Raw genomic sequence first — 21837 nt, 5'->3', positions numbered from 1 at the left:
CCTCGAAGAAGACCACGAGTCAGGAGAGTCATGCGCAGGAACGAAGCCACCCCCGACGAGCACCGTTCGCCGTACATCCCCAACGAGAGCGCGCACCCCTGGCGTCGCATGGTCTCGATCGGCGACTCCTTCACCGAAGGCATCGGCGACCCCATTCCCGGCACGGCCGACGACCATCGGGGGTGGGCCGACCGCGTCGCCGAGGTGCTCGCCGCCCAGGTGGACGATTTCGCCTACGCCAACCTCGCCGTCCGGGGCAAGCTGATCGCGCAGATCATGGCCGATCAGGTCGAGCCCGCGCTCGCACTCAACCCCGACCTCATCACGTTCTCCGCCGGCGGAAACGACGTCCTGCGTCCCAACGGAGACCCGGACGCCGTGGCGCAGCAGTTCGAGGATGCCGTCGCCCGGCTGAGTTCGCAGGGTGCGACGCTTCTCGTCTTCACCGGTGTGGACACCGAGTTCACGCCGGTGTTCCGCGGCATCCGCGGGCGCGTCGCCATCTACAACGAGAATATCCGGGCGATCGCCGACCGCTACGACTGCATCGTGGCTGACCAGTGGGCGCTGAAGGAGGTGCAGGACATGCGATTCTTCGACGACGATCGCCTGCACTACAACGCGCTCGGCCATCACGAGATCGCCCGCATGGTGCTGCGTGCGCTCAACGTGCCGAACGAACTGCAGCCGATGCAGCCCGACCCCCTGCCGCAGCTCACCTGGCGCGAGGCGCGCACCAACGACCTCGTCTGGGCGCGCACGCACTTCGTTCCCTGGGTGCTGCGTCGCCTTCGCCATCAGTCCTCGGGCGACAACATCACCGCGAAGCGCCCCGAGCCGCTGCCGGTCACCGTCGAGGCTCCGGCCCGCGACCGCACCGCGGGCCCCGGTCGGCAGGCTTAGCGCAGGGCCCAGAGCGCCACGGCCGCGGCCGCCGCGACGTTGAGGGAGTCGACGCCGCCGGTCATCGGGATCGTGACGACCGTGTCGGCCGCGGCCAGCGCGCGCCGCGAGAGCCCGTCGCCTTCGGCGCCCATGAGCAGCGCGACCTGCGGCGGACGAGCGGCGGCGAACGCGTCGAGGGCGACCGCATCGTCGGCGAGCGCGAGGGCGGCCAGGTGGAGCCCGGCATCGTGCAGCAGGTCGCGGCCCGCGCTCCAGCCCCCGTCCGCCTCGTCGGGCAGACGGGTCCACGGCACCTGGAACACCGTCCCCATGCTGACGCGAACGCTCCGACGGTAGAGCGGGTCGGCGCAGCGCTGCGTGACCAGCACGGCGTCGGCGCCGAGCCCGGCGGCCGCGCGGAACGCCGCGCCGACATTGGTGTGGTCGACGATGTCCTCCAGGACGAGAACCAGGCGCGCACCGGCGACGGCCTCCTCGACGGGCGGCAGAGACGGCCGGTGCATCGCCGCGAGTGCTCCGCGGTGCACGGCGTAGCCGGTGAGTCGCTCGGCCACGTCGTCGTCGACCAGGTAGACGGGGGCGTCACCGGCGAGGTGCGCCGTATCGTCCAGCCACTTCTGCTGCACCAGCAGGGATCGTGGCCGGTGGCCCGCGGCGACGGCGCGGGCGATCACCTTCGACGACTCGGCGATGTACAGACCGCCCGCGGGCTCCAGCACACGCCGCAGGGCGACGTCGGTCAGGTCGCGGTAGTCCGCGAGACGGTCATCGGTCGGATCGTCGATGCGCACGACAGGCATCCGTCCATGCTGTCACGCCGCGCGCGGGTGCAGCGGGCCACGGCGTAACCTCCGCGAAAAGCGGGGCGCGTAGTCTCGAGGTGGGATCGATGGAGGGAGGACGCCATGTCGACGCTGCTGGATCACTCGCACGAGGCCGTACCGCACCTCGATCCGGAGACCGCGGATGCCGTCGAGCGCGCTGTGGATGCCCTCTCGGGTCGGCGCATCGCAGTGCTCACCGGCGCGGGTGTGTCGACGGACTCCGGCATTCCCGACTACCGCGGCAAGGGCGCTCCCACACGCACCCCGATGACGGCGCAGCAGTTCCTCTCCAGTGCGTCCTCTCGCCGACGGTACTGGGTCGGCAGTCACCTGGGATGGCGCGCTTTCGCCGCCGCGCAGCCGAACGACGGCCATCTCGCCCTCGCCGAGCTGGAGAGCCGCGGTATCGCGAGCGGGGTCATCACCCAGAACGTGGACGGCCTGCACGTGCGCGCGGGCAGCCGCCGTGTCGTCGAACTGCACGGCACGATGCGCCGCGTGCTCTGCACGCACTGCGGGCAGGTGTTCGATCGCCGCGACCTGGCGGCGCGCGTCGAGGCGGACAACCCCTGGATCACGGTGCCGGATGCCGTCGAGCTCGGCCCCGACGGCGACGTCCTCCCCTCCTCGAGCGACGGCTTCGTCGTGCCGGATTGCAGCGTGTGCCACGGGATGCTCAAGCCCGACGTCGTCTTCTTCGGCGAGTACATCCCCGTCGCCAAGTTCACCGAGGCCGAGCAGCTGGTACAGACCAGCGAGGCCCTCGTCATCGCCGGCTCGTCTCTCGTCGTCAACTCCGGCATCCGACTGCTCGAGCGCGCCCGACGTCGCAAGCTCCCGGTCGTGATCGTCAACCGCGGCCAGACACGCGGCGATGCGCGGGCGACGGTCAAGATCGACGCGGGCACGACCGAGGTGCTGCGCGCGTTCGCCCGCGCGCTGCCGGCGGCGCGCTGAACCCACGCCGACCTCGCCTAGGCTCGAAGCGTGACGACCCTCATCCTCGTGCGCCACGGCGAGACCGACTGGAACGCGACGAGACGCATCCAGGGCTCCACCGACATCCCCCTCAACGACACCGGCCGCGCTCAGGCGCGAGAGGTCGCCGAGCGACTTCAGCAGGAGCTCTCGGCGGTCGGGCCCGTGGTCGTCGCCTCGAGCGACCTGTCGCGCGCCGTCGAGACCGCTCGGATCATCGCCGCCACTCTGGCAGTGCCGGCGCCGCGAACCTACCGGCAGCTGCGCGAACGTTCGTACGGCATCGCCGAGGGCGCGAGCGTCGAGGAGTTCCGCGACCGGTGGGGATCGTGGGCCGAGGCAGAGGTGCCGGAGGCGGAGACCTGGCCGCAGGTGCGCCGCCGCGCGCTCGCGGGTCTCCAGCGCGCCGTCCGGGACGCCCGCCGCGACGCCGCACCGCAGGCGCCCACCGTGGTCGTCGTCTCCCACGGCGCCCTCATCCGCGAGGTCATCCGGCACGCGTCTGCCGGTGCGTTCCCGCTCGAGGGCGAGCGTCTGGCCAACGCGTCCACGCATCGCTTCCTCGTGGAGCGCGACCGTCTCAGCGTGCAGTCCTACGCCGCGATCCCGATGACCTGACCTGCGCGCGATCGCTCCGTGGATGCCGCGGCATCACATTCCGCGGGCGAGGAGGGTGCGGGCGTGACGCAGCACCGGTTCGTCGATCATCCGACCACGGAACGCGAAGGCGCCACGCTCGCCGACGGCGGCATCCAGCACGTCGCGGGCCCAGGTGAGCGTATCGGGGTCGGGCCGGTAGGCGGCCCGGATCGTCGGGACCTGCGCCGGATGAATGCACGCGGTGGCCCGAAAGCCGCTCGCGGCGGCATCCCGCGCCTCCTTCGCCAGCCCCTTCTCGTCGGCGATGTCGAGGTGCACCGCGTCGATCGCCGCGATACCCGCCGCTCCCGCCGCCAGCAGAAGACGCGAACGGGCGGCACGTGCGACATCGCGGTAGCGCCCCTTCGGCGTGCGACTGGATGTCCCTCCGAGCGAAGCGACGAGGTCCTCCGCGCCCCACATGAGGGCGACGACGTTGTCCTGAGCGGCGATCTTCTCGGCCGCGACGATGCCGCGAGCGGTCTCGCACAGCGCGATGACGTCGAACCGCGGGTCGATGCGGGAGATCGCCGTCGCCGATTCCGCCTTGGCGACCATCACGCGGCGGTAATCGGTCTGCGAGAGCGAGGCGAGGTCGGAGACGATCTCGGCGGACCCGAGGGCATTCACTCGGACGATGACGCGCTCGGGGTCGAGCTGTGAGTCGATCAGCGCGACCCTCGCCGCCACCTTGTCGGCGGGTGCGACAGCGTCTTCGAGGTCGAGGATGACGCCATCGGCGCGATCGAGGGCCTTCTCGAAGCGTTCCGGACGATCAGCCGGGCAGAACAGCAGAGCGGGTCCGAGGGTGAAGTCGGCGGTCATGCGTTCACGCTACCGGGCCGGTCGCGCGCCCGATCCGAGGCTGGTCAGTCCGAGGGCACGAGCGATCAGGAGGAGCTGCACCTCGGTGGTCCCCTCGCCGATCTCGAGGATCTTCGCATCGCGGTAGTGGCGCGCGACGGGGTACTCGTTCATGAAGCCGTTGCCACCGAAGATCTGCGTCGCATCCCTCGCATTGTCCATCGCCGCCTCCCCCGCCGTGAGCTTGGCCAGCGCGGCAGCAGTCGCGAAGGGCCGTCCGGCATCACGCAGGCGCACGGCGTGCAGCCACGCCAGGCGCGACAGATGCACGCGCTGCTGCATCCGTGCCAGCAGGAACTGGATCGACTGGCGCGAACCCAGCGGTTCGGCGAACACGATGCGACTGCCGGCGTAGTCCAGCGCCGCCTCCAGACAGCCCTCCGCCGCGCCGGTGGCCAGAGCCGCGATGGCGATGCGGCCCTCGTCGAGGATGCTGAGGAAGTTGGCGAAGCCGCGGCCGCGCTCGCCGAGCAGGTTCTCCGCCGGGACGCGGGCGCCCGAGAAGCTCAGCGGATGGGTGTCGGACGCGTGCCACCCCACTTTGTCGTACGCCGGGCCCACCGTGAAGCCGGGGGTTCCGGAGGGCACGATGATCGTGGAGATCTCTTTGCGCGCGCCGCTGTGGCCGGTCACCGCCGTGACGGTGACGAAGCGCGTGATGGCCGTGCCGGAGTTCGTGATGAACTGCTTGGCTCCATCGATGACCCACTCGCCGCCTTCGAGACGAGCGGTGGTGCGGGTCGCGCCGGCATCCGATCCTGCTTCGGGTTCGGTGAGACCGAATCCGGCGAGCGCACGCCCGGCCAGCAGGTCGGGAAGGAGCGCCTTTCGCTGTCTGTCGCTGCCGAAACGGTACACGGGCATGGCGCCGAGGCTGACGCCGGCCTCGAGCGTGATCGCGATCGACTGGTCGACGCGGGCCAGGGCCTCGATCGCGAGCCCGAGCGCGGTGTAGTCGCCGCCCTGGCCGCCGACGTCTTCGGGGAAAGGGAGTCCGAACAGCCCCATCTCCCCCATCTCGGCGACGATGTCCAGCGGCAGGGTCTTGGTGCGGTCGGCTTCATAGGCCTGCGGTGCGACTCGCTCGTCGGCGAAGGCACGGACCATCCCCGCCAACTCCCGCTCTTCGTCGCTCAATCCGTAGTCGTGGGGGTCGAGGATCGCCATGCCATCTCCTTCGATGTCGCGTAACGGCTCGCGCGCGCGTGGCGAACGGACGAGCGTGTGGGTTAGTGTTCATTAACCCACCGGTTCAGGTTATCGAGGATTAACTGGAATGACAACGCACTCCCGGGCATCGCGCACCACTCGCGAGCGCGCCAAGGCGGAGCGTGCGGACGCACTCGTCGAGGCGGCAGCACGCCTGTTCGCCCAGCACGGGTTCGACGGCGTGAGCCTCGAAGAGCTCGGCTCGGCCATCGGCGTCAGCGGGCCCGCCGTCTACCGCCACTTCGACAGCAAGCGCGCGCTCCTCGGCGCCATCCTCCTGCGAGCCAGCGACGATCTGCTCACCGGCGGTCGCCGCGTGACGGCGGCAGGGTACGACGCCCAGCGCTGCCTCCGTGAGCTCGTCGATTTCCACGTCGACTTCGCAGTGCGAGGCGCCGATGTCATCCGCGTGCAGGACCGTGACCTCACCCGATTGAGCGATGAGGATCGCGGCACCGTCCGCCGACTGCAGCGCGAGTACATGGAGTTGTGGGTCGACGTGCTCCGCGCCGTGCACCCGGACCGCGGCGACACCGACCTGCGCGTCCGGGCCCACGCGGGGTTCGGGCTGATCAACTCCACCCCCTACGTCGTGCGCACACGTCGGGAGGTGGCGGTGGATGCCGAGACGGACGCACTCCTGCGTCAGATCCTCTCCGAGATGGCTTACGCAGCACTCGCCAGCCCCTGAACCGCGCGACACCGCTCACCCGAACAGCAGCGCACGCCCCGGCTCGCGCAGGATGTCACCGACCGCCGTCAGGAAACGCGACGCCTGCTGACCGTCCACCAGCCGGTGGTCGAATGACAGGCTCAGCGTCATCACGTCACGCAGCACGATGTCGCCCTCGTGCTCCCAGGGCCGACGGCGTACCGACCCCAGACCGAGAATGCCGGCCTCGCCGGGGTTGAGGATGGGCGTACCTGCGTCGATCCCGAAGACGCCGAAGTTGGTGATGGAGAACGTCCCGCCGCTGAGGGCGGACGGGCTCGTGCGTCCCGAACGCGCGGTCTCCGCCAGACGACCGATCTCATCGGCGAGCTCGATCAGACTGAGGCTGTCGGCGTCGGCGACGTGCGGGACGACGAGGCCGCGCTCCGTGGCGGCGGCGATGCCGAGGTTGACGTAGTGGTACTGCACGATCTCACCGGCCTCCTCGTCCCACGCGGCGTTCAACGTCGGCTCGGCACGCAGCGCCAGACACACGGCCTTCGCCGCCACCGCCATGATGCCGACGCGGTGACCGTCCAGTCGCCGGTCGGTGCGCAGGCTCGCGACGAACCGCGTCGCCTCCGTGACATCGACCTCCAGGAACGTCGTGACATGCGGGGCGGTGAAGGCGCTGCGCACCATCGCCGCGGCCGTGTGCTTGCGGACGCCGCGGATCGGCAGGCGCGTCTCCCGGTCTCCGGCCGCCCGTCCGGCCCCAGCGGGCGGCACCCGCTGCGCATCAGCCGGCGACGCGCCCGGTGCGCTCAGGGTGCGACCGGCGAGGAACTGGTCGATGTCGTCGCGTCGGATGATCCCGGTGACCCCGGATGCCTCGACGAGCGCCAGGTCGACGCCGCGCTCACGTGCATAGGCGCGCACCGGCGGAGTCGAGCGCGGACGCTCATCACCTACGTCATCCCTCAGCGGCGTCACCACGTCATGCGGGGCGTCGTGCATGACCTGTGCGGCGGCCGTCTGGGTGACCTGGAGCTCGTCGGGGCGCGCGCCCGCGCGGGCGCGGCGCTGCGGGCGTCCCGTGCCGCGTGGCGCAGCGCCGTATCCGACGAGGTTCGGCAGCGGGGGCTCGGGCTCCGCTCGCCCGGCGCCCGCGGGCCCCGGCTCGGGCGCGGCACCGGGTGTCGACGCGGGAGCCTCGACCTCGAACGCGATCAGAGGAGAGCCCACCTCCACGACGTCGCCGGCGGCGGCGTGGAGCGCGCTCACGGTGCCGGCGAAGGGCGAGGGCAGCTCGACGATCGCCTTGGCGGTCTCGACTTCGGCGATGGGCTGATTCAGACGCACGTCATCGCCCTGGGCGACGAGCCACTGCACGATCTCCGCTTCGGGCAGCCCCTCGCCGAGGTCGGGAAGGAGGAACTCCGCGATCATCGTTCCACCCCTGCCGCCGACGTGAGGCTGTTCGGCCGGTCGAGAACGCGATCGACGGCGTCGAGGATCCGATCGAGGTCGGGCAGGTGGTGCTTTTCCAGCTTGGCCGGCGGATACGGGATGTCGTGTCCCGTCACACGCTGCGGAGGCGCTTCGAGATAGTGGAAGCACTGCTCGGTGATACTGGCGATGACCTCGGCGCCCACGCCGGCCTCACCACCGGCCTCATGCGTGACCACGACGCGACCCGTCTTGCGGACGGATGCCGCGACCGTGCGGTAGTCGACGGGTGAGAGCGAACGCAGGTCGATGACCTCGATGGAGATGCCGTCGTCCTCGGCGGCGAGCGCGGCATCCAGCGCCGTCGCCACCTGCGCGCCGTAGGCGATCAGCGTGACGTCGGAACCTTCTCGCTCGACGCGCGCGAGACCCATGGGAGCGGCATCGGCCACGTCGCCGTCGAGATCGACCTCGCCCTTCGTGTGATACAGCCGCTTGGGCTCGAAGAAGACCACCGGATCGTCACTCGCGATCGCCTGCTGCAGCATGGTGTACGCATCCTGGGGATTCGAGACGGCCACCACGCGCAGCCCCGCCGTGTGCACGAAGTACGCCTCGGGCGACTCCGAGTGGTGCTCGACGGCGCCGACGCCTCCCGCCCAGGGGATGCGGATGGTCAGCGGCATGTGAACGCGCCCGCGCGTGCGGTAGTGCAGCTTGGCCACCTGACAGACGATCTGGTCGAAGGCCGGGTACACGAACCCGTCGAACTGGATCTCAACGACGGGGCGGAACCCGCGCATCGCGAGTCCGACCGCCGTGCCGACGATGCCGGACTCTGCGAGCGGGGTGTCGATGACGCGCGTGGGGCCGAACTCATCGAGGAGGCCGTCGGTGATGCGGAACACGCCGCCGAGGCGGCCGATGTCCTCGCCCATGACGATCACGCGCTCATCGGCCGCCATGGCCCGGTGCAGGCCCGCCGTCAGCGCCGCGCCCATCGTCAGCGACGTCATCGCGCACTCCCCGCGTCGGCGGCGAACGAGTCCAGATACGCCGCAAAACGCGCGCGCTGATGCTCGAGGCCGGTGTGCGGTTCGCAGTACACGTCATCGAAAACCTCGATCGCCGGCCGGGTGCGCGCCGTGAGCACCGCCTCACGCATCTGCGCGGCGAGCCCGTCGGCCTCCCTCCCGATCGCGGCGATCGTCTCATCGTCGAGGTCACCGGCGGCGCGCAGGAACGCCTCCAGGCGCGTCAGCGGGTCGCGCGCCCGCCACGCCTCGAGTTCTTCGCGGTCCCGGTAGCGCGTGGGGTCGTCCGAGGTGGTGTGGGGACCCATGCGATACGTCACGGCCTCGAGGAACACGGGACCTCCACCGCGACGGGCGTGCTCCAGCGCCCAGCGCATCGCCGCTGTGCACGCCAGCACATCGTTGCCATCCACCCGCATGCTGGGGATGCCGAAGCCGGGGGCGCGACCCGCGATCGGGAAGCGCGACTGCACCGCGACCGGCTCGGAGATCGCCCACTGGTTGTTCGAGCAGACAAAGACGACGGGGGCCGTGAACGACGACGCGAACACCATCGCCTCGTTGACATCGCCCTGGCTTGACGCTCCGTCGCCGAAGTAGGTCACCGCCACCTGATCGCCACCATCGCGCTGGATACCCATCGCGTATCCGACGGCATGGAGGGTCTGGGCGCCGATGATGATCTGCGGTGATGCCAGGCGGAGCTCGAAGGGGTCGTACGTGGAGTGCACCTCGCCGCGCCAGGCGAGAACGAGGTCGGCGGGCACTCCGCCGCGAAGGATCGCGATGCTCAGCTCGCGGTAGCTCGGAAAGAGGAAGTCGTCGGCGCGGCAGGCGCGCGCCGTCCCGACGGCGATCGCCTCCTGTCCCTGAGCGGGCGCCCACAGTCCGAGGTGACCCTGGCGCTGGAGCGCCACACCCTCGGCATCCATCCGGCGCGCGATCGCCATATCGCGGTACAGACTGCGCAGCGCGGCGCCGTCCAGGTCCTCGACCCAGGGGTCCAGCCGCGCGTCCGCGATGCGGCACCCGTCGGGGGTCAGCAGTCGCGCCGTGTCGTCGAGCGCGGTCATCGCTTCGTCTGTCGTCAGGGTGTACATCGTCGTCATCCCTCTCTGGCTCAGCCGCTGTCTTGTGGACCGCGGCGGCCGCCCGGGCCGGCCTCGTCGCCGGTTGCGTGGAAGATTACGTCGAACTGGCACCTAGCTCAAGCATCTTTGCTCGCACTGATCATGTTGCCCATGTGGCACCGGCTGCTGCTGGTACAGTTGGGCAGTATGGGACCTCTTGACCGCGTCGACCTCGACTTGTTGAACGCGCTCGCCGACGATCACCGCGCCACGGTCGTGGCGCTCGCCGAACGGCTCGGGCTGTCCCGCAACACCGTGCAGGCGCGGCTGGCGCGCCTGGAGCGCGGCGGCGTCTTCCAGTCGTTCGAACGGGCCATCCCCCCGCTCGCACTGGGCCTGCCGATCGAAGCGATGGTGAGCGTCACCGTGCGCCAGGCGGAGTTGCCTCGCATCACGCAGGCGATCGCGACGCTCCCCGAGGTGGTGCAGGCCTACGGCATGAGCGGGCAGGTCGACCTGCTGGTGCGCGTCGCTGCGCGCGACACCCAGCACCTGTTCGACGTCGACGCGCGGATCCTCGCGATCGACGGGGTCGAACGCACCGAAACGTCGTTGGTCATGGGCGAAGTGATCGGATATCGGATCCGCCCACTCCTGGAGTCGGCACGGGAGGACGCGATCCGCTGACCTCGCCGGGCGAGAACTCGGGCGTCGGCGGCAGCACGGCATCCGCCGCAAGCGGGGCGCGAGGTGCGGCGCCGGCATCCATTCGCACGAGCACCACCCCCGCCAACAGCACCGCACCGCCGATGATCTGGACCGGCGATGGGGCCTCGCCGAGGAGGAGCCAGGCGAAGCCGAGCGCGAAGAGCACTTCGCTGAGGCCGATGAACGACGCCAATCGAGCGCCTACGCGAGGCACGGCCATGACCCCGAAGGCATAGCCGAGGGTCGTTCCGACGGCTCCGACCCACCCGAGGGCGAGGATGCCGGGAACATCGATCCCTCGGAACGTGAGCGTGACGGCCGGCGCGGACAGGGGCATCGCACCGACGACCGCCAGCAGGAGCACGAGACCGGCCCCGACCATCAGCCCGCCGGCGGCCAGCGCGAGCGGAGGCAGGTCGTCGCCGGTGCGCTCGCTCATCACGAAATAGACACAGACGCAGAGTGCCGCGCCCAGGGCCAGCAGCGTGCCCAGCAGGTCGAATCGGGCGCCGGTGACGTCGACGACGAGCACGAGTCCCACGATCGCGACGACGGATCCGATGATCACGAGTCGCGACGGGGCGCGTCGCGTACGGATCCAGACGAATCCGACGAGCATCACCGGCGCGAGGTACTGGATGAGAAGCGCGACGGCGACGGGCATGCGCTGCATCGCGGAGAAGAACAGCAGCTGACACCCCAGCACCGGGATGAGCCCGAACGCGACGAGCGAGAGGGCGTGCCGGCGGAGGAATCCGCGCTCACGCCGCGCCGCACGCACGAGAGCGGGCGACAGGATCAGCGCGGCGAGTCCCATGCGCACGACCAGCGCCGCCGAGAGCGACCACCCGGCCTCGAGCAGCGGCTTGACCAGCGGTCCGCTCGAAGAGAAGGCGAGGGCCGAGACGACGGCCATGACGATCCCCGTCGTGCGGGCGGATGAAGCGGTGCGAGACACCGGCGGTCCTCGGGTTCGAGTGCGGGCTGTCATGACTGAACAGCGAATACACTGGTGACACTATCGCCCGGCGAGGTCAGGAGTCAACGTGGTCTTCATCCATGACACCCAAATGTCTCTGCGTGCCGCCGCAGCCCTGGTCAACACCCTGCCGGACACCGACACATCCGGCGTCGACCGCCTCCAGACGCAGGCGGATCTGGCAGCCTACCTCGCCGAGTTCTCCTACACCGGAGCCTTCCGCCGAGATGCCGCCGAGCTCACCGCCGTCCGCGCGAACCGCTCGCGCCTTCGGGCGCTGTGGGACGTCGATCGCGACCGCGCCGTGCCGCTCGTCAACGCGATGCTGCGCGATGGTCGGGCACTGCCCCAACTCGTCATCCACGATCAGTTCGATTGGCACATCCATGCCACGGCGCCCGACGCCCCCCTGGCGATGCGCATGCTCGTGGAATCGGCGATGGCGTTCGTCGACGTCATCCGCTCCGATGCGTGGGATCGCGTCCGCGTCTGCGCGGCGGACGACTGCGAGTCGGTCTATGTCGACTTCTCGAAGAACGGTTCGAAGCGCTACTGCGACACCGGAAACTGCGGCAACCGCATGAACGTCAACGCGTACCGTCGCCGGAAGGCGCGAGAAAAAGCCTGACCGCCTCTGCGGCCACCTGCGGAGTCTCGTAGTGGATGAGGTGGCCGACCGCGGGGATCTCGACCAGCTCGGCGTCGGGGAACATCCCTTGCAGCCGCCGCTCGGCCTCGATCGGCGTGATGTCGTCCTTTTCCGCGGCGATCAGCAGCGTCGGCTGCGCGATCGCCGGTGCGAAGCGGCGGACGTCGTTCGAGACGGAGGTGACGAAACCCTCGTACAGCACGTCACGATCGTGGAAGAGGGAGAAGTAGGTGTCGTGCTGGTCGTGGATGAAGCGGCGCAGCAGCGGGTCACGGGTCTTGGCCATCGAGACGCTCATCACGCGGACGATCATGCGGTTTCGCAGGAGCGCGTCACCGATCCGCTTCGGCAGCTTCGCGCCGAGGCGGTAGTAGAGCACCGCCAGTCGCGTGAGGACGCCGCGCGGCCCCTCCAGTGCCGGGGCACCGATCGGGTTGACGAGGATCACGCGCGGGGTCTGCAGTCCTGCGGCGACCGCCGCGGCGACGACGATCGACCCGAAGGAGTGCCCCAGCACGACGGCTCCCGGCGCCACGGCATCCACGAAGACGCGCAGCCACTGCGCGTAGGCGTCGAGTGTGTGCTCCACTCCCGGAAGCGGTGGCGTCTCACCGAACCCGGGGAGGTCGGGCGAGATGACGCGGATGCCGTCGAGGTAGGCCACGACCGGCTCCAGTCCGTGGTGGTCACCGCGGTATCCGTGCACGGCGACGAGCGTGATCGGCGCCGCGGGATCTCCGTACACCCAGTACGCCGTCCGCGTCCCGGAGATCTCGATCTCGTCGCGCCCCACGGCGATGGCGGCCAGGCGGTCGGCGTAGGGCGAGGCGACGGTCATCCCAGAAGTCTAGAAGGCTGCCCCCTCGCCGGCGGTCGTGCCCGCGCGCCTGCGCCGCGATGTCGGCGCCCACGCATAACCTCGGGGGCATGCAGACGTGGCAGACGATTCCCCTGTGGGAGGAGGATCCGGCCGCCGCGATCGCTCCCACCCGGCCTGCCCGCCTCGGCTGGGCGGATGCCGTGGGCGTCTTCGATCTGGAGACGACCGGCGTCGACGTGACCTCCGACCGTATCGTCACGGCCCATGTCGGTCTCCTCGACGCCAGCGGCACGGCCGTTCGGGCGCGGTCATGGCTTGCCGATCCGGGTATCGACATCCCCGAGGGCGCCACCGCCGTCCACGGCATCACGACGGCACACGCCCGCGCGCACGGCTCGGCCGCGCCCTCCGTGATCGCGGAGGTCGTCTCTGCACTGCGCGATCTGCTGGACGCCGGCATCCCGGTGGTGGCCTACAACGCCCCGTTCGACTTCTCGCTGCTCAAATACGAGGCGCTCCGACACGGCATCCCGCCGATCCTGGAGCCGTCGCCGGTCATCGATCCCCTCGTGCTGGACAAAGCACACGACCGCTTCCGCCGCGGCAAGCGCACCCTCGAAGCCGTCGCGGCGCATTACGCCGTGCCGCTCGTCGGCGCGCACGACGCGGCCGCCGACGCGATCGCGGCGGGCCGGGTCGCACAGGCGCTGGCACGACGGTTCGAGCTCGATGCACCCGTCCACGAGCTGCACACCCGTCAGATCGGGTGGGCACGCGCGCAGGCCGACAGCCTCACCGATTACTTCATCCGCATCGGCCGACTCGACCCCGACGACCGCCTCGACGGCAGCTGGCCGATCCGCTGATCGACCGCTCGCGTCGTGGTGGGCGTTCGACGCCCACCACGACGAAAGCCCCGCCGGAGCGGGGCTTTCGCGGGATTCGGATTACTTGCTCGAACCGCCGAAGTTCTTGAAGCGCTGGTTGAACTTCTCGACGCGACCGGCCGAGTCCATGATGCGCTGCTTGCCCGTGTAGAACGGGTGCGAGGCCGAGGAGATTTCGACGTCGATGACCGGGTAGGTCTCACCGTCGAGCTCGATCGTCTTGTCGCTCGTGACCGTCGAACGGGTCAGGAAGGTCTCGCCGGAGCCGAGGTCGCGGAACACGACCGCCTGGTACTCGGGGTGGATGTCAGTCTTCATGGGGTTCCTAACGTGGTGCCCTGGATTTTGCCAGGGCGAGGGAAGTCTGTGATGCGGGCGCGGGCGCGCATGCACCAAGGATCGATCATACCAGCCTGAGGCCGCTCGGAAGAATCCGGATCTCAGTCGCCGTGCGTAGCCCGCGCGGCGTAGCGCCCGCCCTCCTCGGTCAGGGCGATCGGCATGCCAAAGGTGGCCGAGAGGTTCTCCGCGGTGAGCGTCTCCTGGAGCGGTCCCGCGGCCACGACAGCGCCGTCGCGAAGGAGCAGGACGTGGGTGAATCCGACGGGGATCTCCTCGACGTGATGGGTCACCATCACCATAGCCGGCGTCGTCGGCGCCTGCGCGTAGCCGCTGAGCAGCTCGAGAAGCTCTTCGCGCGCGCCGAGGTCGAGGCTCGCCGTCGGCTCATCGAGCAGCAACAGCTCCGGATCGGTCATCACGGCGCGGGCGATCTGCACCCGCTTCTGCTCGCCGTCGGACAGAGTCCCGAAGGTGCGCTCGGCGAGGTGGTCCAGCTTCCACTCGGCCAACACGCGGCGTGCGCGACGCTCGTCGATCGTCTCGTAGGTCTCGTTCCAGCGCCCGAGCACGGAGAACGCAGCGGTCAGGACGACGTCGAGCACCGTCTCCTCCGGCGGAACCCGGCGGGCCATCGCCGACGACGCGAACCCGATGCGCGGCCGCAGATCGAACACGTCGGTGCGTCCGAGACGCTCGTCCAGGATCGTGACCTCACCCGATGTCGGGTGGATCAGCGTCGCCGCGAGCTGCAGGATGGTGGTCTTGCCGGCACCGTTGGGTCCGAGGACCACCCAGCGCTCATCGTCGGCGACGTGCCAGTCGATGCGATCGATGATGTTGCGAGCATTGCGGCGGACGACGACATCGACGAATTCGAGCACCTGAGGCATGCCCCCAGCCTATCGGGGGCATCCCGGCCATCCCGGCGGTACGCGCCGGACGCGCACGCAGTCCGCGCACTCAGTCCGCGCGCTCGGCGACCTCACGGTAGAGAGCCTCCGTGGCGTCGGCGATCGCCTGCCAACTGAAGGCCGTGGCGGCGCGTTCCCGGCCGGCCGCGCCGTACGCGCGCGCTCTCTCGGGGTCGGACACCACGTCGGTGAGCACGGCCGCGAGATCGGCGACGAAGCGGTCGGGGTCGACGGGCGTCCCGGTCCCGTCCTGCACCTGCTCGATCGGAACCAACCGCCCGGTGACCCCGTCGACGACGACCTCGGGGATGCCGCCGGTCGCGGTGCCGACGACGGCGGCACCGCAGGCCATCGCCTCGAGGTTCACGATGCCGAGCGGCTCGTAGACGCTCGGGCACACGAAGGTGGTGGCCGACGTCAGGATCGCGCAGAGCTGGTCGCGCTGCAGGAACTCGTCGATCCACACCACGCCGTCCCGGCGCGCCTGGAGGTCGCGGACGAGACCCTCGACCTCGGCCATGATCTGCGGCGTGTCCGGAGCGCCGGCGCAGAGGACGATCTGCACGTCTGCGGGCAGCTCGGCGGCGGCCCGAAGGAAATAGGGCAGGCCCTTCTGCCGGGTGATACGACCGACGAACACCACCGACGGGCGGTTCGGATCGATGCCGTAGCGCTCGAGAAGCGCAGGGTCCTCCCGCGGATGCCACGCCTCCACGTCGATCCCGTTGTAGATCACGCGCACTTTCGCGGGATCGAGCGAGGGATAGCTGCGCAGGATGTCGCGGCGCATTCCGTCGCTGACCGCGATCACGGCAGCGGCGTTCTCGTACGCGGTCTTCTCGATGTAGCTCGACACGGCATACCCGCCTCCGAGCTGCTCCGCCTTCCACGGTCGCAGCGGCTCGAGTGAGTGGGCCGTCACGACGTGCGGGATGCCGTGCAACAGCGAGGCGAGGTGCCCCGCGAAGTTCGCGTACCACGTGTGCGAGTGCACCACATCGGCGCCCGCGACACCGCCGACGATCTCCAGGTCCGTGCCGAGCGTCTGCAGCGCGGGGTTGGCGCCGGCGAGCTCGACCGGCACGCCGTAGGACGTCGTGTCGGCCTCCTCGCGGTCGCCGCCGAACGCACGCACCTGCACCTCGATGCTCCGCCGCAGCGCCGAGACGAGTTCGGTGACGTGGACACCCGCACCGCCGTAGATCTCGGGCGGGTACTCCTTGGTGACGATGTCGACGCGCATGTCACGAACGCTAGTACACGGTCGAACGGGGGCCTAGTGTGGTGACATGCCTGCAGCGCCGAAGGTCTTCGGAATCATCCTCGCCGGCGGCGAGGGAAAGCGCCTCATGCCTCTGACGGAGGACAGAGCCAAACCCGCGGTGCCCTTCGGCGGCCAGTACCGGCTGATCGACTTCGCGATCTCGAACCTCATCAACTCCGGGCTCCGCCAGATCGTCGTGCTGACGCAGTACAAGTCACACAGCCTCGACCGGCACGTGTCCCAGACCTGGCGGATGTCGGCTCTGTTGAACTCGTACGTGGCGTCGGTGCCCGCCCAGCAGCGTCTCGGCAAGCGCTGGTTCTCGGGCTCGGCAGACGCCATCCTGCAGTCGCTGAACCTCATCCACGACGAGAAGCCCGACATCGTGGTGGTGATCGGCGCCGACCACGTGTACCGGATGGACTTCGAGCAGATGCTCGCCGCGCACATCGAGTCGGGAGCCAAGGCGACGGTCGCCGGCATCCGCCAGCCCATCGGGCTCGCCAACCAGTTCGGGGTGATCGACCTCGACCCCAGCGACAACGTGACGATCCGCGACTTCCTCGAAAAGCCCCAGATCCCGACCGGGCTGGCCGATGCGCCGCACGAGGTCCTGGCATCGATGGGCAACTACATCTTCGACGCCGACGCCCTCATCGCTGCGGTGGAGGCGGACGGTGAACTGCCGGGCTCGAACCACGACATGGGCGGCGACATCATCCCCTATTTCGTGGGGCGCGGCGAGGCGGCGGTCTACGACTTCAAGCGCAACGACGTGCCGGGCTCGACCGACCGCGACCGCGATTACTGGCGGGATGTGGGCACGATCGACTCGTTCTTCGACGCGCACATGGATCTCATCTCGACGCTGCCGATCTTCAACCTCTACAACATCGACTGGCCGATCCACTCGCAGTCGGTGAACTCGCCGCCCGCCAAGTTCGTGCGCGACGGCGTCGGCCGGATGGGCAACGCGATCGACTCGATCGTGTCACTGGGCTCGGTGCTGTCGGGAACCCATCTGGAGCGCTCCGTGGTCGGCCCGTGGACGTTGTCGGGCGGCGGCTCGACCATCACCGATTCCGTGCTCTTCGATCACGTCCAGGTCGGTGCTGGCGCGCGGGTGCATCGCGCGATCCTCGACAAGAACGTCGTGCTGGAGCCGGGGGCGACGGTCGGCGTCGATCGCGCCTTCGATCTCGCGCGCGGCTTCACCGTGACCGACAGCGGCATCACCGTGGTGGGGAAGAACGCCTACGTCGCACGCTGACGGCCGATAGGTTGGACGGGTGCCTGACGCCCGCTTCCTCGTCGTGTTCGACGCCGACTCCACTCTGCTGCGCAACGAAGTCATCGAGCTCATCGCCGACGAGGCCGGCCGTGGCCCCGAAGTCGCGGCGGCCACCGAGGCGGCGATGCGCGGTGAAGTGGATTTCGCGACGAGTCTGCGCTCGCGCGTGGCGGAGCTGCGCGGCGTCCCGCTGAGCGCCTTCGACCGCGTGCGGGCGCGCGTAGAGCCCACCCCGGGAGCGGTCGAGCTCGTCGCCGCCATTCACGCCCGCGGCGGGCGGGCCGCCGTCGTATCCGGCGGATTCCACGAGATCCTGGACGTCATCGCACCCCCGCTCGGAATCGACGAGTGGCGCGCGAATCGACTGGCCGTCGACGGCGGCGTGCTGTCCGGCCTCGTCGATGGCGAGATCGTGGATGCCGCCGGCAAAGCGGCAGCACTGCGCGAGTGGGCCGCGGCATCCGGTGTTCCCCTCGCCCGCACGATCGCCGTGGGCGACGGCGCGAACGACCTGCGGATGATGGCCGTCGCCGGACTCGGTGTCGCGTTCAACGCCAAGCCCGCGGTGCGACGGCAGGCCGACCTCGTCGTCGGACCCGTCGACCTGCGGGAGCTCATACCGCTGCTTCCCTGACCCGACGCGAGCGCGTCCGCTGGCACCCCTGCCGCGATGTCGGTGGCACGGCGTACCGTCAGCGCATGGACGTCATCATGATTCCCGGCCTCTGGCTCGATGCATCGTCGTGGGACGATGTGCTTCCCCCGTTGCGAGCGGCAGGATTGCGCCCACGCCCCTTGACGATGCCGGGCCTGGGTGCCCCCGGCGACGAGAGCGCCGGTATCGGCATCGCCGACTGGGTTGCTGCGGCCGTCGCCGCGATCGACGAGTCCGCCGGCCCGGTTGCGGTCGTCGGCCACAGCGGGGGTGGCAACGTCGCATGGGGTGCAGCGGATGCCCGCCCGGAACGCGTCACCCGCGTCGTCCTGGTCGATACTGCGGTGCCGCACGACGGGGGCATGATCTCGGAGTTCGACGTCGTCGACGGCGTCGTGCCGTTCCCCGGCTGGGACTTCTTCGACGAGGACGACGTGGCTGATCTCGACGCGCAGACGCGGGCGCGCACCGCACCGCTGACCCGCTCGGTGCCGGCTCGGGTCCCCACCGATGCCATCTCACTCACGGACGAGCGTCGCTATCGGGTTCCCGTGACGGTGCTGTCGGGCTCACTGAACGACGAGGAGTTCCGTGGCTTCTTGGCACAGTGGGGCCGGTATGCCGACGAGTTCGCCGCCATCGATGACAGCGAGATCATCCGGCTCGGCAGCGGCCATTGGCCGCAGTTCTCCCAGCCACAGCGGCTGGGCGACGCGATCGCCGCCGCCATCACGCGAACACCCTCCGCGTCCTCGCCGCGGTGAGCGGGCAGCGCAGCCACGCGTCGAAGCACTGACGCCGCTCAGTGCCCCATGCCGAGGCCGCCGTCGACGGGGATGACAGCACCCGAGATGTAGGCGGCATCCTCCGACGCCAGCCACGTGACGACACCCGCGACCTCGTCGGGCGTCGCGAAACGGCCGGCGGGGATGTTCCGCTTGTACTCGTTCTGCGTGTCTTCGGGCAGTTCGGCAGTCATGTCGGTCTCGATGAACCCGGGGGCGACGACGTTGGCGGTGATGCCACGACCTCCGAGCTCGCGGGTCAGCGAGCGCGCGAAGCCGACGAGCGCAGCCTTCGACGACGAGTAGTTGATCTGGCCCGGCGAGCCGTACAGGCCCACGACGCTGGAGATGAGGATGACACGCCCCCACTTGGCCCGCAGCATGCCTTTGGACGCGCGCTTGACGACGCGGAAGGTGCCGCCCAGGTTCGTCGCCATGACGGAGTCGAAGTCGTCCTCCGTCATCCGCAGCAGCAGCGTGTCCTTCGTGATCCCCGCGTTCGCGACCACGATCTCCACGGGACCGAGCTGCTTCTCGACGTCGGTGAACGCGGCATCCAGCGACGCGGCATCCGTCACGTCCGCGCGTACGGTGAACGTGCCCTCAGGACCCTCGCCGGAGCGGGCGGTGACCGCCGTGCGGTACCCCTCGGCGACGAAGCGCTCGGCGATCGCGCGGCCGATGCCGCGGTTTCCGCCGGTGACGAGGACGACGCGATCGTGCGACATGGGGGCTCCGTTTCGCTGGGGAGTAACCGCCCCAGCCTACTCGGCGCACACGGCGGCTCCCCTCTCGGGCGCTGTGCCCGATAGGCTGGCACGGCGAGACAGGAGAGATCATGACCGACGCGACGAACCCTCAGTCCCCGGATGCCGCGGCCACCCCGCCGGTGACGCCCCCGACTCCGGCTCCTGCGGCGGATGCCCCCTACACGCCTCCGGCTCCGCCCGCCTACCAGCCACCGCCCTACCCGCAGGCGTCCTACCCTTCCGCGCCTCCGGCGTACGGCGCGGGCGCCGGAGCGCCGGTGCAGCCTGCGCCCGGCGCACCCCCCGTCTACGGATCCGCCCCCTCCTACGGGGCGACCGCGCCGAAGACGAACGTCCTCGCCATCATCTCGATGATCGCCTCGATTCTTGGCTTCGTCTGGATCCTGCCTCTGATCGGATCGGTCGGCGGCGCCGTCATGGGTCACCTCTCGCTGAACCAGATCAAGCGCACGGGCGAGGGCGGTCGCGGCATGGCCCTCGCGGGCGTGATCGTGGGATGGGTCGGCGTGGCGATCTCGCTCTTGATCATCGGCTTCTTCGTCTTCTTCATCATCCTCGGGGCCGCCGCCAGCTCGCGTTACGGCTCGTACTGATCCCTGCGCCGCCACGCTGGCGCCGCACACGCGGCGTAGGCTGAGGGGACCGTGAAAAGCTCCCGTCCTCAGTCCGCCACCTCGTTGCCGCGCGCACCGCGTGACGACGCCAGCGCGCGCATGACGAAGTACTTCACGATGATGGTCATTCGCGTGATCTGCTTCGTCCTGATGGTGGCCGTCACCCCCTACAGCTGGTACACCTGGCTGTTCGGAGCGGGAGCGATGTTCCTTCCGTACTTCGCCGTGGTGATCGCCAACGTCGCCGCCGGATCGGCCGAACGTGCCATCGCCCCCGAGCGCGCGATCGAGGCCTCTCCGACCCCGCGTCCACCGTCGGACGCCCCGACCGCCGCGGTCGACGAGACGCCCCGCGTGATCAGACTGAGCGAGTCCTCGCGGCAGCCGCCCGCGCCCCGGACACCGTCGGACGACACATGACCGCGGCCATCTGCTCGAGGACAGGCTGCCGCGCGCCCGCGTCGTGGCAAGTGCAGTGGCGCAATCCGCGCATCCACTCCCCCGAACGACGCAAGATCTGGACCGCCTGCGACGACCACGTCGCCTACCTACGCGACTATCTCGCCGCCCGCGACTTTCCGGTTGACGTCGTCGCTATCGATGCGGAGGCGACGAGATGAGCGGGCGCACGGCCCGACAGCAGACCGCGCTGCGCTGGGCGGGGTACGTCGCGATCGCGATCGTCTTCGCCATCGTCTGCGCCTTTCTGTCGAACTGGCAGTTCACGCGCAACGCGGACCGCAGCAGCCAGCTCGCGCTGGTCGCCGCGAACTACGACGCCGCTCCCGTGCCACTGGACCAGGTGATCGGCACCGACGGGACGTTCCCGCCCGCAGACCAGTGGCGCCCCGTCACCCTCACCGGCGAGTACCTGACAGACCGTACGCTGTTGGCCCGCAATCGCGCGCACGGCGGGACCAGCGCCTTCGAGGTGCTCGTCCCGTTCCGAACCGTGGAGGGAGCGGTCTTCCTCATCGACCGCGGGTGGCTGCCGCCGGGCTCAGCCCAGCCGGAGCCCGACACGATCCCCGCTCCCCCCTCGGGCCAGGTGCAGGTCATCGCCCGCCTGAAGCCGGGCGAGCCACTGCCGAACTCCGGACGCTCCGCGCCGGACGGTCAGGTGCCCACGATCAATCTCCCTCTGGTCGCGGAGACCACCGCTCAGCCCACGCTGATCACCAGCGCGTACGGACTGCTGGTATCGGAGCAGCCCAGCCCCTCGCAAGCGCCGAACGCCCTCGAGTCGCCGTCGGACGACCCAGGACCGTATCTTTCGTACGCCATCCAGTGGATCCTCTTCGCACTGATGGGGTTCGTCTTCATCTGGTACATGATCCGCACCGAGATCCGTCACCGGCGAGAGGATGCGGAAGACGCGGCGGCGGCGTCCGCGGCTGAGGTGACCGAGACCGCGGCGGCGGACGGGGCGGAGCCGTCCGCGACAGCCCGTCGACGTCGACAGCAGCGCGAGACCCGGCGACGCGACCGCGACATGCAGGAAGAGGACGCCCTGCTCGACGAGCTCACGCCCCGCTGA

26 protein-coding genes are annotated in these 21837 nt (G+C 69.8%); 14 read left to right on the top strand and 12 right to left on the bottom strand.

All coding sequences use genetic code 11. The features are described 5' to 3' along the window. Nucleotides 1–30: 30 nt before the first annotated feature. On the top strand, nucleotides 31–903 hold the full coding sequence (locus JOE53_RS04880; protein ID WP_061681509.1) for an SGNH/GDSL hydrolase family protein: 873 nt from the start codon (nucleotides 31–33) through the stop codon (nucleotides 901–903). On the opposite strand, the gene JOE53_RS04875 is transcribed toward JOE53_RS04880, so the two are convergent. Continuing rightward, entirely contained in the window at nucleotides 900–1706 is an 807-nt protein-coding gene (locus tag JOE53_RS04875) for a TrmH family RNA methyltransferase (protein ID WP_204946946.1), read from the bottom strand. The two genes, JOE53_RS04880 and JOE53_RS04875, sit on opposite strands and share 4 nt — an antisense overlap. A gap of 105 nt (nucleotides 1707–1811) precedes the next feature. On the opposite strand from JOE53_RS04875, the gene JOE53_RS04870 reads away from it, so the two are divergent. Continuing rightward, a complete protein-coding gene (locus tag JOE53_RS04870; protein WP_061681513.1) occupies nucleotides 1812–2687 on the top strand; it encodes a Sir2 family NAD-dependent protein deacetylase in 876 nt (291 codons plus the stop codon). Between the two features lie 30 nt (nucleotides 2688–2717). Further along, nucleotides 2718–3326 carry a histidine phosphatase family protein gene (locus tag JOE53_RS04865; RefSeq protein WP_061681515.1) on the top strand — a complete coding sequence of 203 codons (609 nt, stop codon included), beginning with the start codon at nucleotides 2718–2720 and terminating at the stop codon, nucleotides 3324–3326. Nucleotides 3327–3359: 33 nt separating this feature from the next. Here JOE53_RS04865 and JOE53_RS04860 read toward each other — a convergent pair whose 3' ends face one another. Beyond that, a complete protein-coding gene (locus JOE53_RS04860; RefSeq protein WP_036289289.1) occupies nucleotides 3360–4172 on the bottom strand; it encodes an HpcH/HpaI aldolase/citrate lyase family protein in 813 nt (270 codons plus the stop codon). A 9-nt stretch (nucleotides 4173–4181) separates the two neighbouring features. Next, the gene (locus JOE53_RS04855; protein ID WP_082784227.1) at nucleotides 4182–5378 is read right to left on the bottom strand and encodes an acyl-CoA dehydrogenase family protein; all 1197 of its coding nucleotides are present in this window, start codon (nucleotides 5376–5378) and stop codon (nucleotides 4182–4184) included. Nucleotides 5379–5487: 109 nt separating this feature from the next. Here JOE53_RS04855 and JOE53_RS04850 point away from each other — a divergent pair, with 109 nt between their 5' ends. After that, nucleotides 5488–6111 carry a TetR/AcrR family transcriptional regulator gene (locus JOE53_RS04850; protein WP_204946945.1) on the top strand — a complete coding sequence of 208 codons (624 nt, stop codon included), beginning with the start codon at nucleotides 5488–5490 and terminating at the stop codon, nucleotides 6109–6111. A 15-nt stretch (nucleotides 6112–6126) separates the two neighbouring features. Here the strand turns inward: JOE53_RS04850 and JOE53_RS04845 are convergent, their stop codons facing one another. From JOE53_RS04845 to pdhA, 3 genes are read right to left on the bottom strand one after another with little or no spacing between them, the layout of a single operon-like run. After that, nucleotides 6127–7521, bottom strand: a complete 1395-nt coding sequence (locus tag JOE53_RS04845) for a dihydrolipoamide acetyltransferase family protein (protein WP_204946944.1) — start codon at nucleotides 7519–7521, stop codon at nucleotides 6127–6129. Then, nucleotides 7518–8537: an alpha-ketoacid dehydrogenase subunit beta gene (locus JOE53_RS04840; protein WP_204946943.1), complete on the bottom strand. Its 1020-nt coding sequence runs from the start codon at nucleotides 8535–8537 to the stop codon at nucleotides 7518–7520. The genes JOE53_RS04845 and JOE53_RS04840 overlap by 4 nt, the downstream gene beginning before the upstream one ends. Beyond that, entirely contained in the window at nucleotides 8534–9655 is a 1122-nt protein-coding gene (gene pdhA, locus JOE53_RS04835) for a pyruvate dehydrogenase (acetyl-transferring) E1 component subunit alpha (RefSeq protein ID WP_204946942.1), read from the bottom strand. Before pdhA ends, JOE53_RS04840 begins: the two co-directional genes overlap by 4 nt. Nucleotides 9656–9832: 177 nt before the next feature. On the opposite strand from pdhA, the gene JOE53_RS04830 reads away from it, so the two are divergent. Beyond that, complete coding sequence (locus JOE53_RS04830; RefSeq protein WP_039416182.1) at nucleotides 9833–10312, top strand: Lrp/AsnC family transcriptional regulator; 480 nt, start codon at nucleotides 9833–9835, stop codon at nucleotides 10310–10312. On the opposite strand, the gene JOE53_RS04825 is transcribed toward JOE53_RS04830, so the two are convergent. Then, a complete protein-coding gene (locus JOE53_RS04825) occupies nucleotides 10242–11249 on the bottom strand; it encodes a DMT family transporter (RefSeq protein WP_204948176.1) in 1008 nt (335 codons plus the stop codon). The genes JOE53_RS04830 and JOE53_RS04825 overlap by 71 nt on opposite strands. 130 nt (nucleotides 11250–11379) lie before the next feature. Here JOE53_RS04825 and JOE53_RS04820 point away from each other — a divergent pair, with 130 nt between their 5' ends. Further along, complete coding sequence (locus tag JOE53_RS04820) at nucleotides 11380–11940, top strand: CGNR zinc finger domain-containing protein (RefSeq protein WP_204946941.1); 561 nt, start codon at nucleotides 11380–11382, stop codon at nucleotides 11938–11940. Here JOE53_RS04820 and JOE53_RS04815 read toward each other — a convergent pair. Beyond that, a complete protein-coding gene (locus JOE53_RS04815) occupies nucleotides 11900–12799 on the bottom strand; it encodes an alpha/beta fold hydrolase (RefSeq protein ID WP_204946940.1) in 900 nt (299 codons plus the stop codon). The two genes, JOE53_RS04820 and JOE53_RS04815, sit on opposite strands and share 41 nt — an antisense overlap. Nucleotides 12800–12888: 89 nt before the next feature. Between JOE53_RS04815 and JOE53_RS04810 the strand changes: the two genes are divergently transcribed. Next, nucleotides 12889–13647: an exonuclease domain-containing protein gene (locus JOE53_RS04810; RefSeq protein WP_373876954.1), complete on the top strand. Its 759-nt coding sequence runs from the start codon at nucleotides 12889–12891 to the stop codon at nucleotides 13645–13647. A gap of 81 nt (nucleotides 13648–13728) precedes the next feature. On the opposite strand, the gene JOE53_RS04805 is transcribed toward JOE53_RS04810, so the two are convergent. The 3 genes from JOE53_RS04805 to glgA form a co-directional block, all read right to left on the bottom strand. Further along, on the bottom strand, nucleotides 13729–13986 hold the full coding sequence (locus JOE53_RS04805) for a type B 50S ribosomal protein L31 (RefSeq protein WP_036289266.1): 258 nt from the start codon (nucleotides 13984–13986) through the stop codon (nucleotides 13729–13731). A 122-nt stretch (nucleotides 13987–14108) separates the two neighbouring features. Further along, nucleotides 14109–14900, bottom strand: a complete 792-nt coding sequence (locus JOE53_RS04800; protein WP_204946939.1) for an ABC transporter ATP-binding protein — start codon at nucleotides 14898–14900, stop codon at nucleotides 14109–14111. 70 nt (nucleotides 14901–14970) lie between these two features. Beyond that, the gene (gene glgA / locus JOE53_RS04795) at nucleotides 14971–16164 is read right to left on the bottom strand and encodes a glycogen synthase (protein WP_204946938.1); all 1194 of its coding nucleotides are present in this window, start codon (nucleotides 16162–16164) and stop codon (nucleotides 14971–14973) included. A 46-nt stretch (nucleotides 16165–16210) separates the two neighbouring features. Between glgA and JOE53_RS04790 the strand changes: the two genes are divergently transcribed. The 3 genes from JOE53_RS04790 to JOE53_RS04780 all read left to right on the top strand — a co-directional run bounded on the left by JOE53_RS04790 (nucleotide 16211) and on the right by JOE53_RS04780 (nucleotide 18895). Further along, nucleotides 16211–17455 carry a glucose-1-phosphate adenylyltransferase gene (locus JOE53_RS04790; RefSeq protein WP_204946937.1) on the top strand — a complete coding sequence of 415 codons (1245 nt, stop codon included), beginning with the start codon at nucleotides 16211–16213 and terminating at the stop codon, nucleotides 17453–17455. A 19-nt stretch (nucleotides 17456–17474) separates the two neighbouring features. Further along, entirely contained in the window at nucleotides 17475–18110 is a 636-nt protein-coding gene (gene serB, locus JOE53_RS04785) for a phosphoserine phosphatase SerB (protein WP_204946936.1), read from the top strand. Between the two features lie 65 nt (nucleotides 18111–18175). Further along, on the top strand, nucleotides 18176–18895 hold the full coding sequence (locus JOE53_RS04780; protein ID WP_233449488.1) for an alpha/beta fold hydrolase: 720 nt from the start codon (nucleotides 18176–18178) through the stop codon (nucleotides 18893–18895). Nucleotides 18896–18933: 38 nt separating this feature from the next. Here JOE53_RS04780 and JOE53_RS04775 read toward each other — a convergent pair whose 3' ends face one another. Further along, the gene (locus JOE53_RS04775) at nucleotides 18934–19644 is read right to left on the bottom strand and encodes a beta-ketoacyl-ACP reductase (protein WP_204946935.1); all 711 of its coding nucleotides are present in this window, start codon (nucleotides 19642–19644) and stop codon (nucleotides 18934–18936) included. A 110-nt stretch (nucleotides 19645–19754) separates the two neighbouring features. Here JOE53_RS04775 and JOE53_RS04770 point away from each other — a divergent pair, with 110 nt between their 5' ends. The 4 genes from JOE53_RS04770 to JOE53_RS04755 are packed head-to-tail and all read left to right on the top strand — an operon-like array spanning nucleotide 19755 to nucleotide 21837. Next, nucleotides 19755–20279 carry a DUF4190 domain-containing protein gene (locus JOE53_RS04770; RefSeq protein WP_016465314.1) on the top strand — a complete coding sequence of 175 codons (525 nt, stop codon included), beginning with the start codon at nucleotides 19755–19757 and terminating at the stop codon, nucleotides 20277–20279. Nucleotides 20280–20330: 51 nt separating this feature from the next. Next, nucleotides 20331–20720 (top strand): DUF3099 domain-containing protein, encoded by a 390-nt coding sequence (locus tag JOE53_RS04765; RefSeq protein WP_204946934.1) that lies wholly within the window; start codon nucleotides 20331–20333, stop codon nucleotides 20718–20720. Next, nucleotides 20717–20920 carry a hypothetical protein gene (locus JOE53_RS04760; protein ID WP_005049304.1) on the top strand — a complete coding sequence of 68 codons (204 nt, stop codon included), beginning with the start codon at nucleotides 20717–20719 and terminating at the stop codon, nucleotides 20918–20920. The genes JOE53_RS04765 and JOE53_RS04760 overlap by 4 nt, the downstream gene beginning before the upstream one ends. Beyond that, nucleotides 20917–21837 carry an SURF1 family cytochrome oxidase biogenesis protein gene (locus JOE53_RS04755; RefSeq protein ID WP_204946933.1) on the top strand — a complete coding sequence of 307 codons (921 nt, stop codon included), beginning with the start codon at nucleotides 20917–20919 and terminating at the stop codon, nucleotides 21835–21837. The genes JOE53_RS04760 and JOE53_RS04755 overlap by 4 nt, the downstream gene beginning before the upstream one ends.

The organism is Microbacterium laevaniformans, assembly GCF_016907555.1.
GTDB lineage: Bacteria > Actinomycetota > Actinomycetes > Actinomycetales > Microbacteriaceae > Microbacterium > Microbacterium laevaniformans.
This window is presented reverse-complemented; position numbering and strand designations above follow the sequence as displayed.

Excerpts from the sequence above, each read along its gene's own strand:
- JOE53_RS04880 (WP_061681509.1), top strand. The coding sequence starts at position 31 with ATGCGCAGGAACGAAGCCACCCCCGACGAGCACCGTTCGCCGTACATC.
- JOE53_RS04875 (WP_204946946.1), bottom strand. The coding sequence starts at position 1,706 with ATGCCTGTCGTGCGCATCGACGATCCGACCGATGACCGTCTCGCGGAC.
- JOE53_RS04870 (WP_061681513.1), top strand. The coding sequence starts at position 1,812 with ATGTCGACGCTGCTGGATCACTCGCACGAGGCCGTACCGCACCTCGAT.
- JOE53_RS04860 (WP_036289289.1), bottom strand. The coding sequence starts at position 4,172 with ATGACCGCCGACTTCACCCTCGGACCCGCTCTGCTGTTCTGCCCGGCT.
- JOE53_RS04855 (WP_082784227.1), bottom strand. The coding sequence starts at position 5,378 with ATGGCGATCCTCGACCCCCACGACTACGGATTGAGCGACGAAGAGCGG.
- JOE53_RS04850 (WP_204946945.1), top strand. The coding sequence starts at position 5,488 with ATGACAACGCACTCCCGGGCATCGCGCACCACTCGCGAGCGCGCCAAG.
- JOE53_RS04845 (WP_204946944.1), bottom strand. The coding sequence starts at position 7,521 with ATGATCGCGGAGTTCCTCCTTCCCGACCTCGGCGAGGGGCTGCCCGAA.
- JOE53_RS04840 (WP_204946943.1), bottom strand. The coding sequence starts at position 8,537 with ATGACGTCGCTGACGATGGGCGCGGCGCTGACGGCGGGCCTGCACCGG.
- pdhA (WP_204946942.1), bottom strand. The coding sequence starts at position 9,655 with ATGTACACCCTGACGACAGACGAAGCGATGACCGCGCTCGACGACACG.
- JOE53_RS04830 (WP_039416182.1), top strand. The coding sequence starts at position 9,833 with ATGGGACCTCTTGACCGCGTCGACCTCGACTTGTTGAACGCGCTCGCC.
- JOE53_RS04825 (WP_204948176.1), bottom strand. The coding sequence starts at position 11,249 with ATGGCCGTCGTCTCGGCCCTCGCCTTCTCTTCGAGCGGACCGCTGGTC.
- JOE53_RS04815 (WP_204946940.1), bottom strand. The coding sequence starts at position 12,799 with ATGACCGTCGCCTCGCCCTACGCCGACCGCCTGGCCGCCATCGCCGTG.
- JOE53_RS04810 (WP_373876954.1), top strand. The coding sequence starts at position 12,889 with ATGCAGACGTGGCAGACGATTCCCCTGTGGGAGGAGGATCCGGCCGCC.
- JOE53_RS04805 (WP_036289266.1), bottom strand. The coding sequence starts at position 13,986 with ATGAAGACTGACATCCACCCCGAGTACCAGGCGGTCGTGTTCCGCGAC.
- JOE53_RS04800 (WP_204946939.1), bottom strand. The coding sequence starts at position 14,900 with ATGCCTCAGGTGCTCGAATTCGTCGATGTCGTCGTCCGCCGCAATGCT.
- glgA (WP_204946938.1), bottom strand. The coding sequence starts at position 16,164 with ATGCGCGTCGACATCGTCACCAAGGAGTACCCGCCCGAGATCTACGGC.
- JOE53_RS04790 (WP_204946937.1), top strand. The coding sequence starts at position 16,211 with ATGCCTGCAGCGCCGAAGGTCTTCGGAATCATCCTCGCCGGCGGCGAG.
- JOE53_RS04780 (WP_233449488.1), top strand. The coding sequence starts at position 18,176 with ATGGACGTCATCATGATTCCCGGCCTCTGGCTCGATGCATCGTCGTGG.
- JOE53_RS04775 (WP_204946935.1), bottom strand. The coding sequence starts at position 19,644 with ATGTCGCACGATCGCGTCGTCCTCGTCACCGGCGGAAACCGCGGCATC.
- JOE53_RS04770 (WP_016465314.1), top strand. The coding sequence starts at position 19,755 with ATGACCGACGCGACGAACCCTCAGTCCCCGGATGCCGCGGCCACCCCG.
- JOE53_RS04760 (WP_005049304.1), top strand. The coding sequence starts at position 20,717 with ATGACCGCGGCCATCTGCTCGAGGACAGGCTGCCGCGCGCCCGCGTCG.
- JOE53_RS04755 (WP_204946933.1), top strand. The coding sequence starts at position 20,917 with ATGAGCGGGCGCACGGCCCGACAGCAGACCGCGCTGCGCTGGGCGGGG.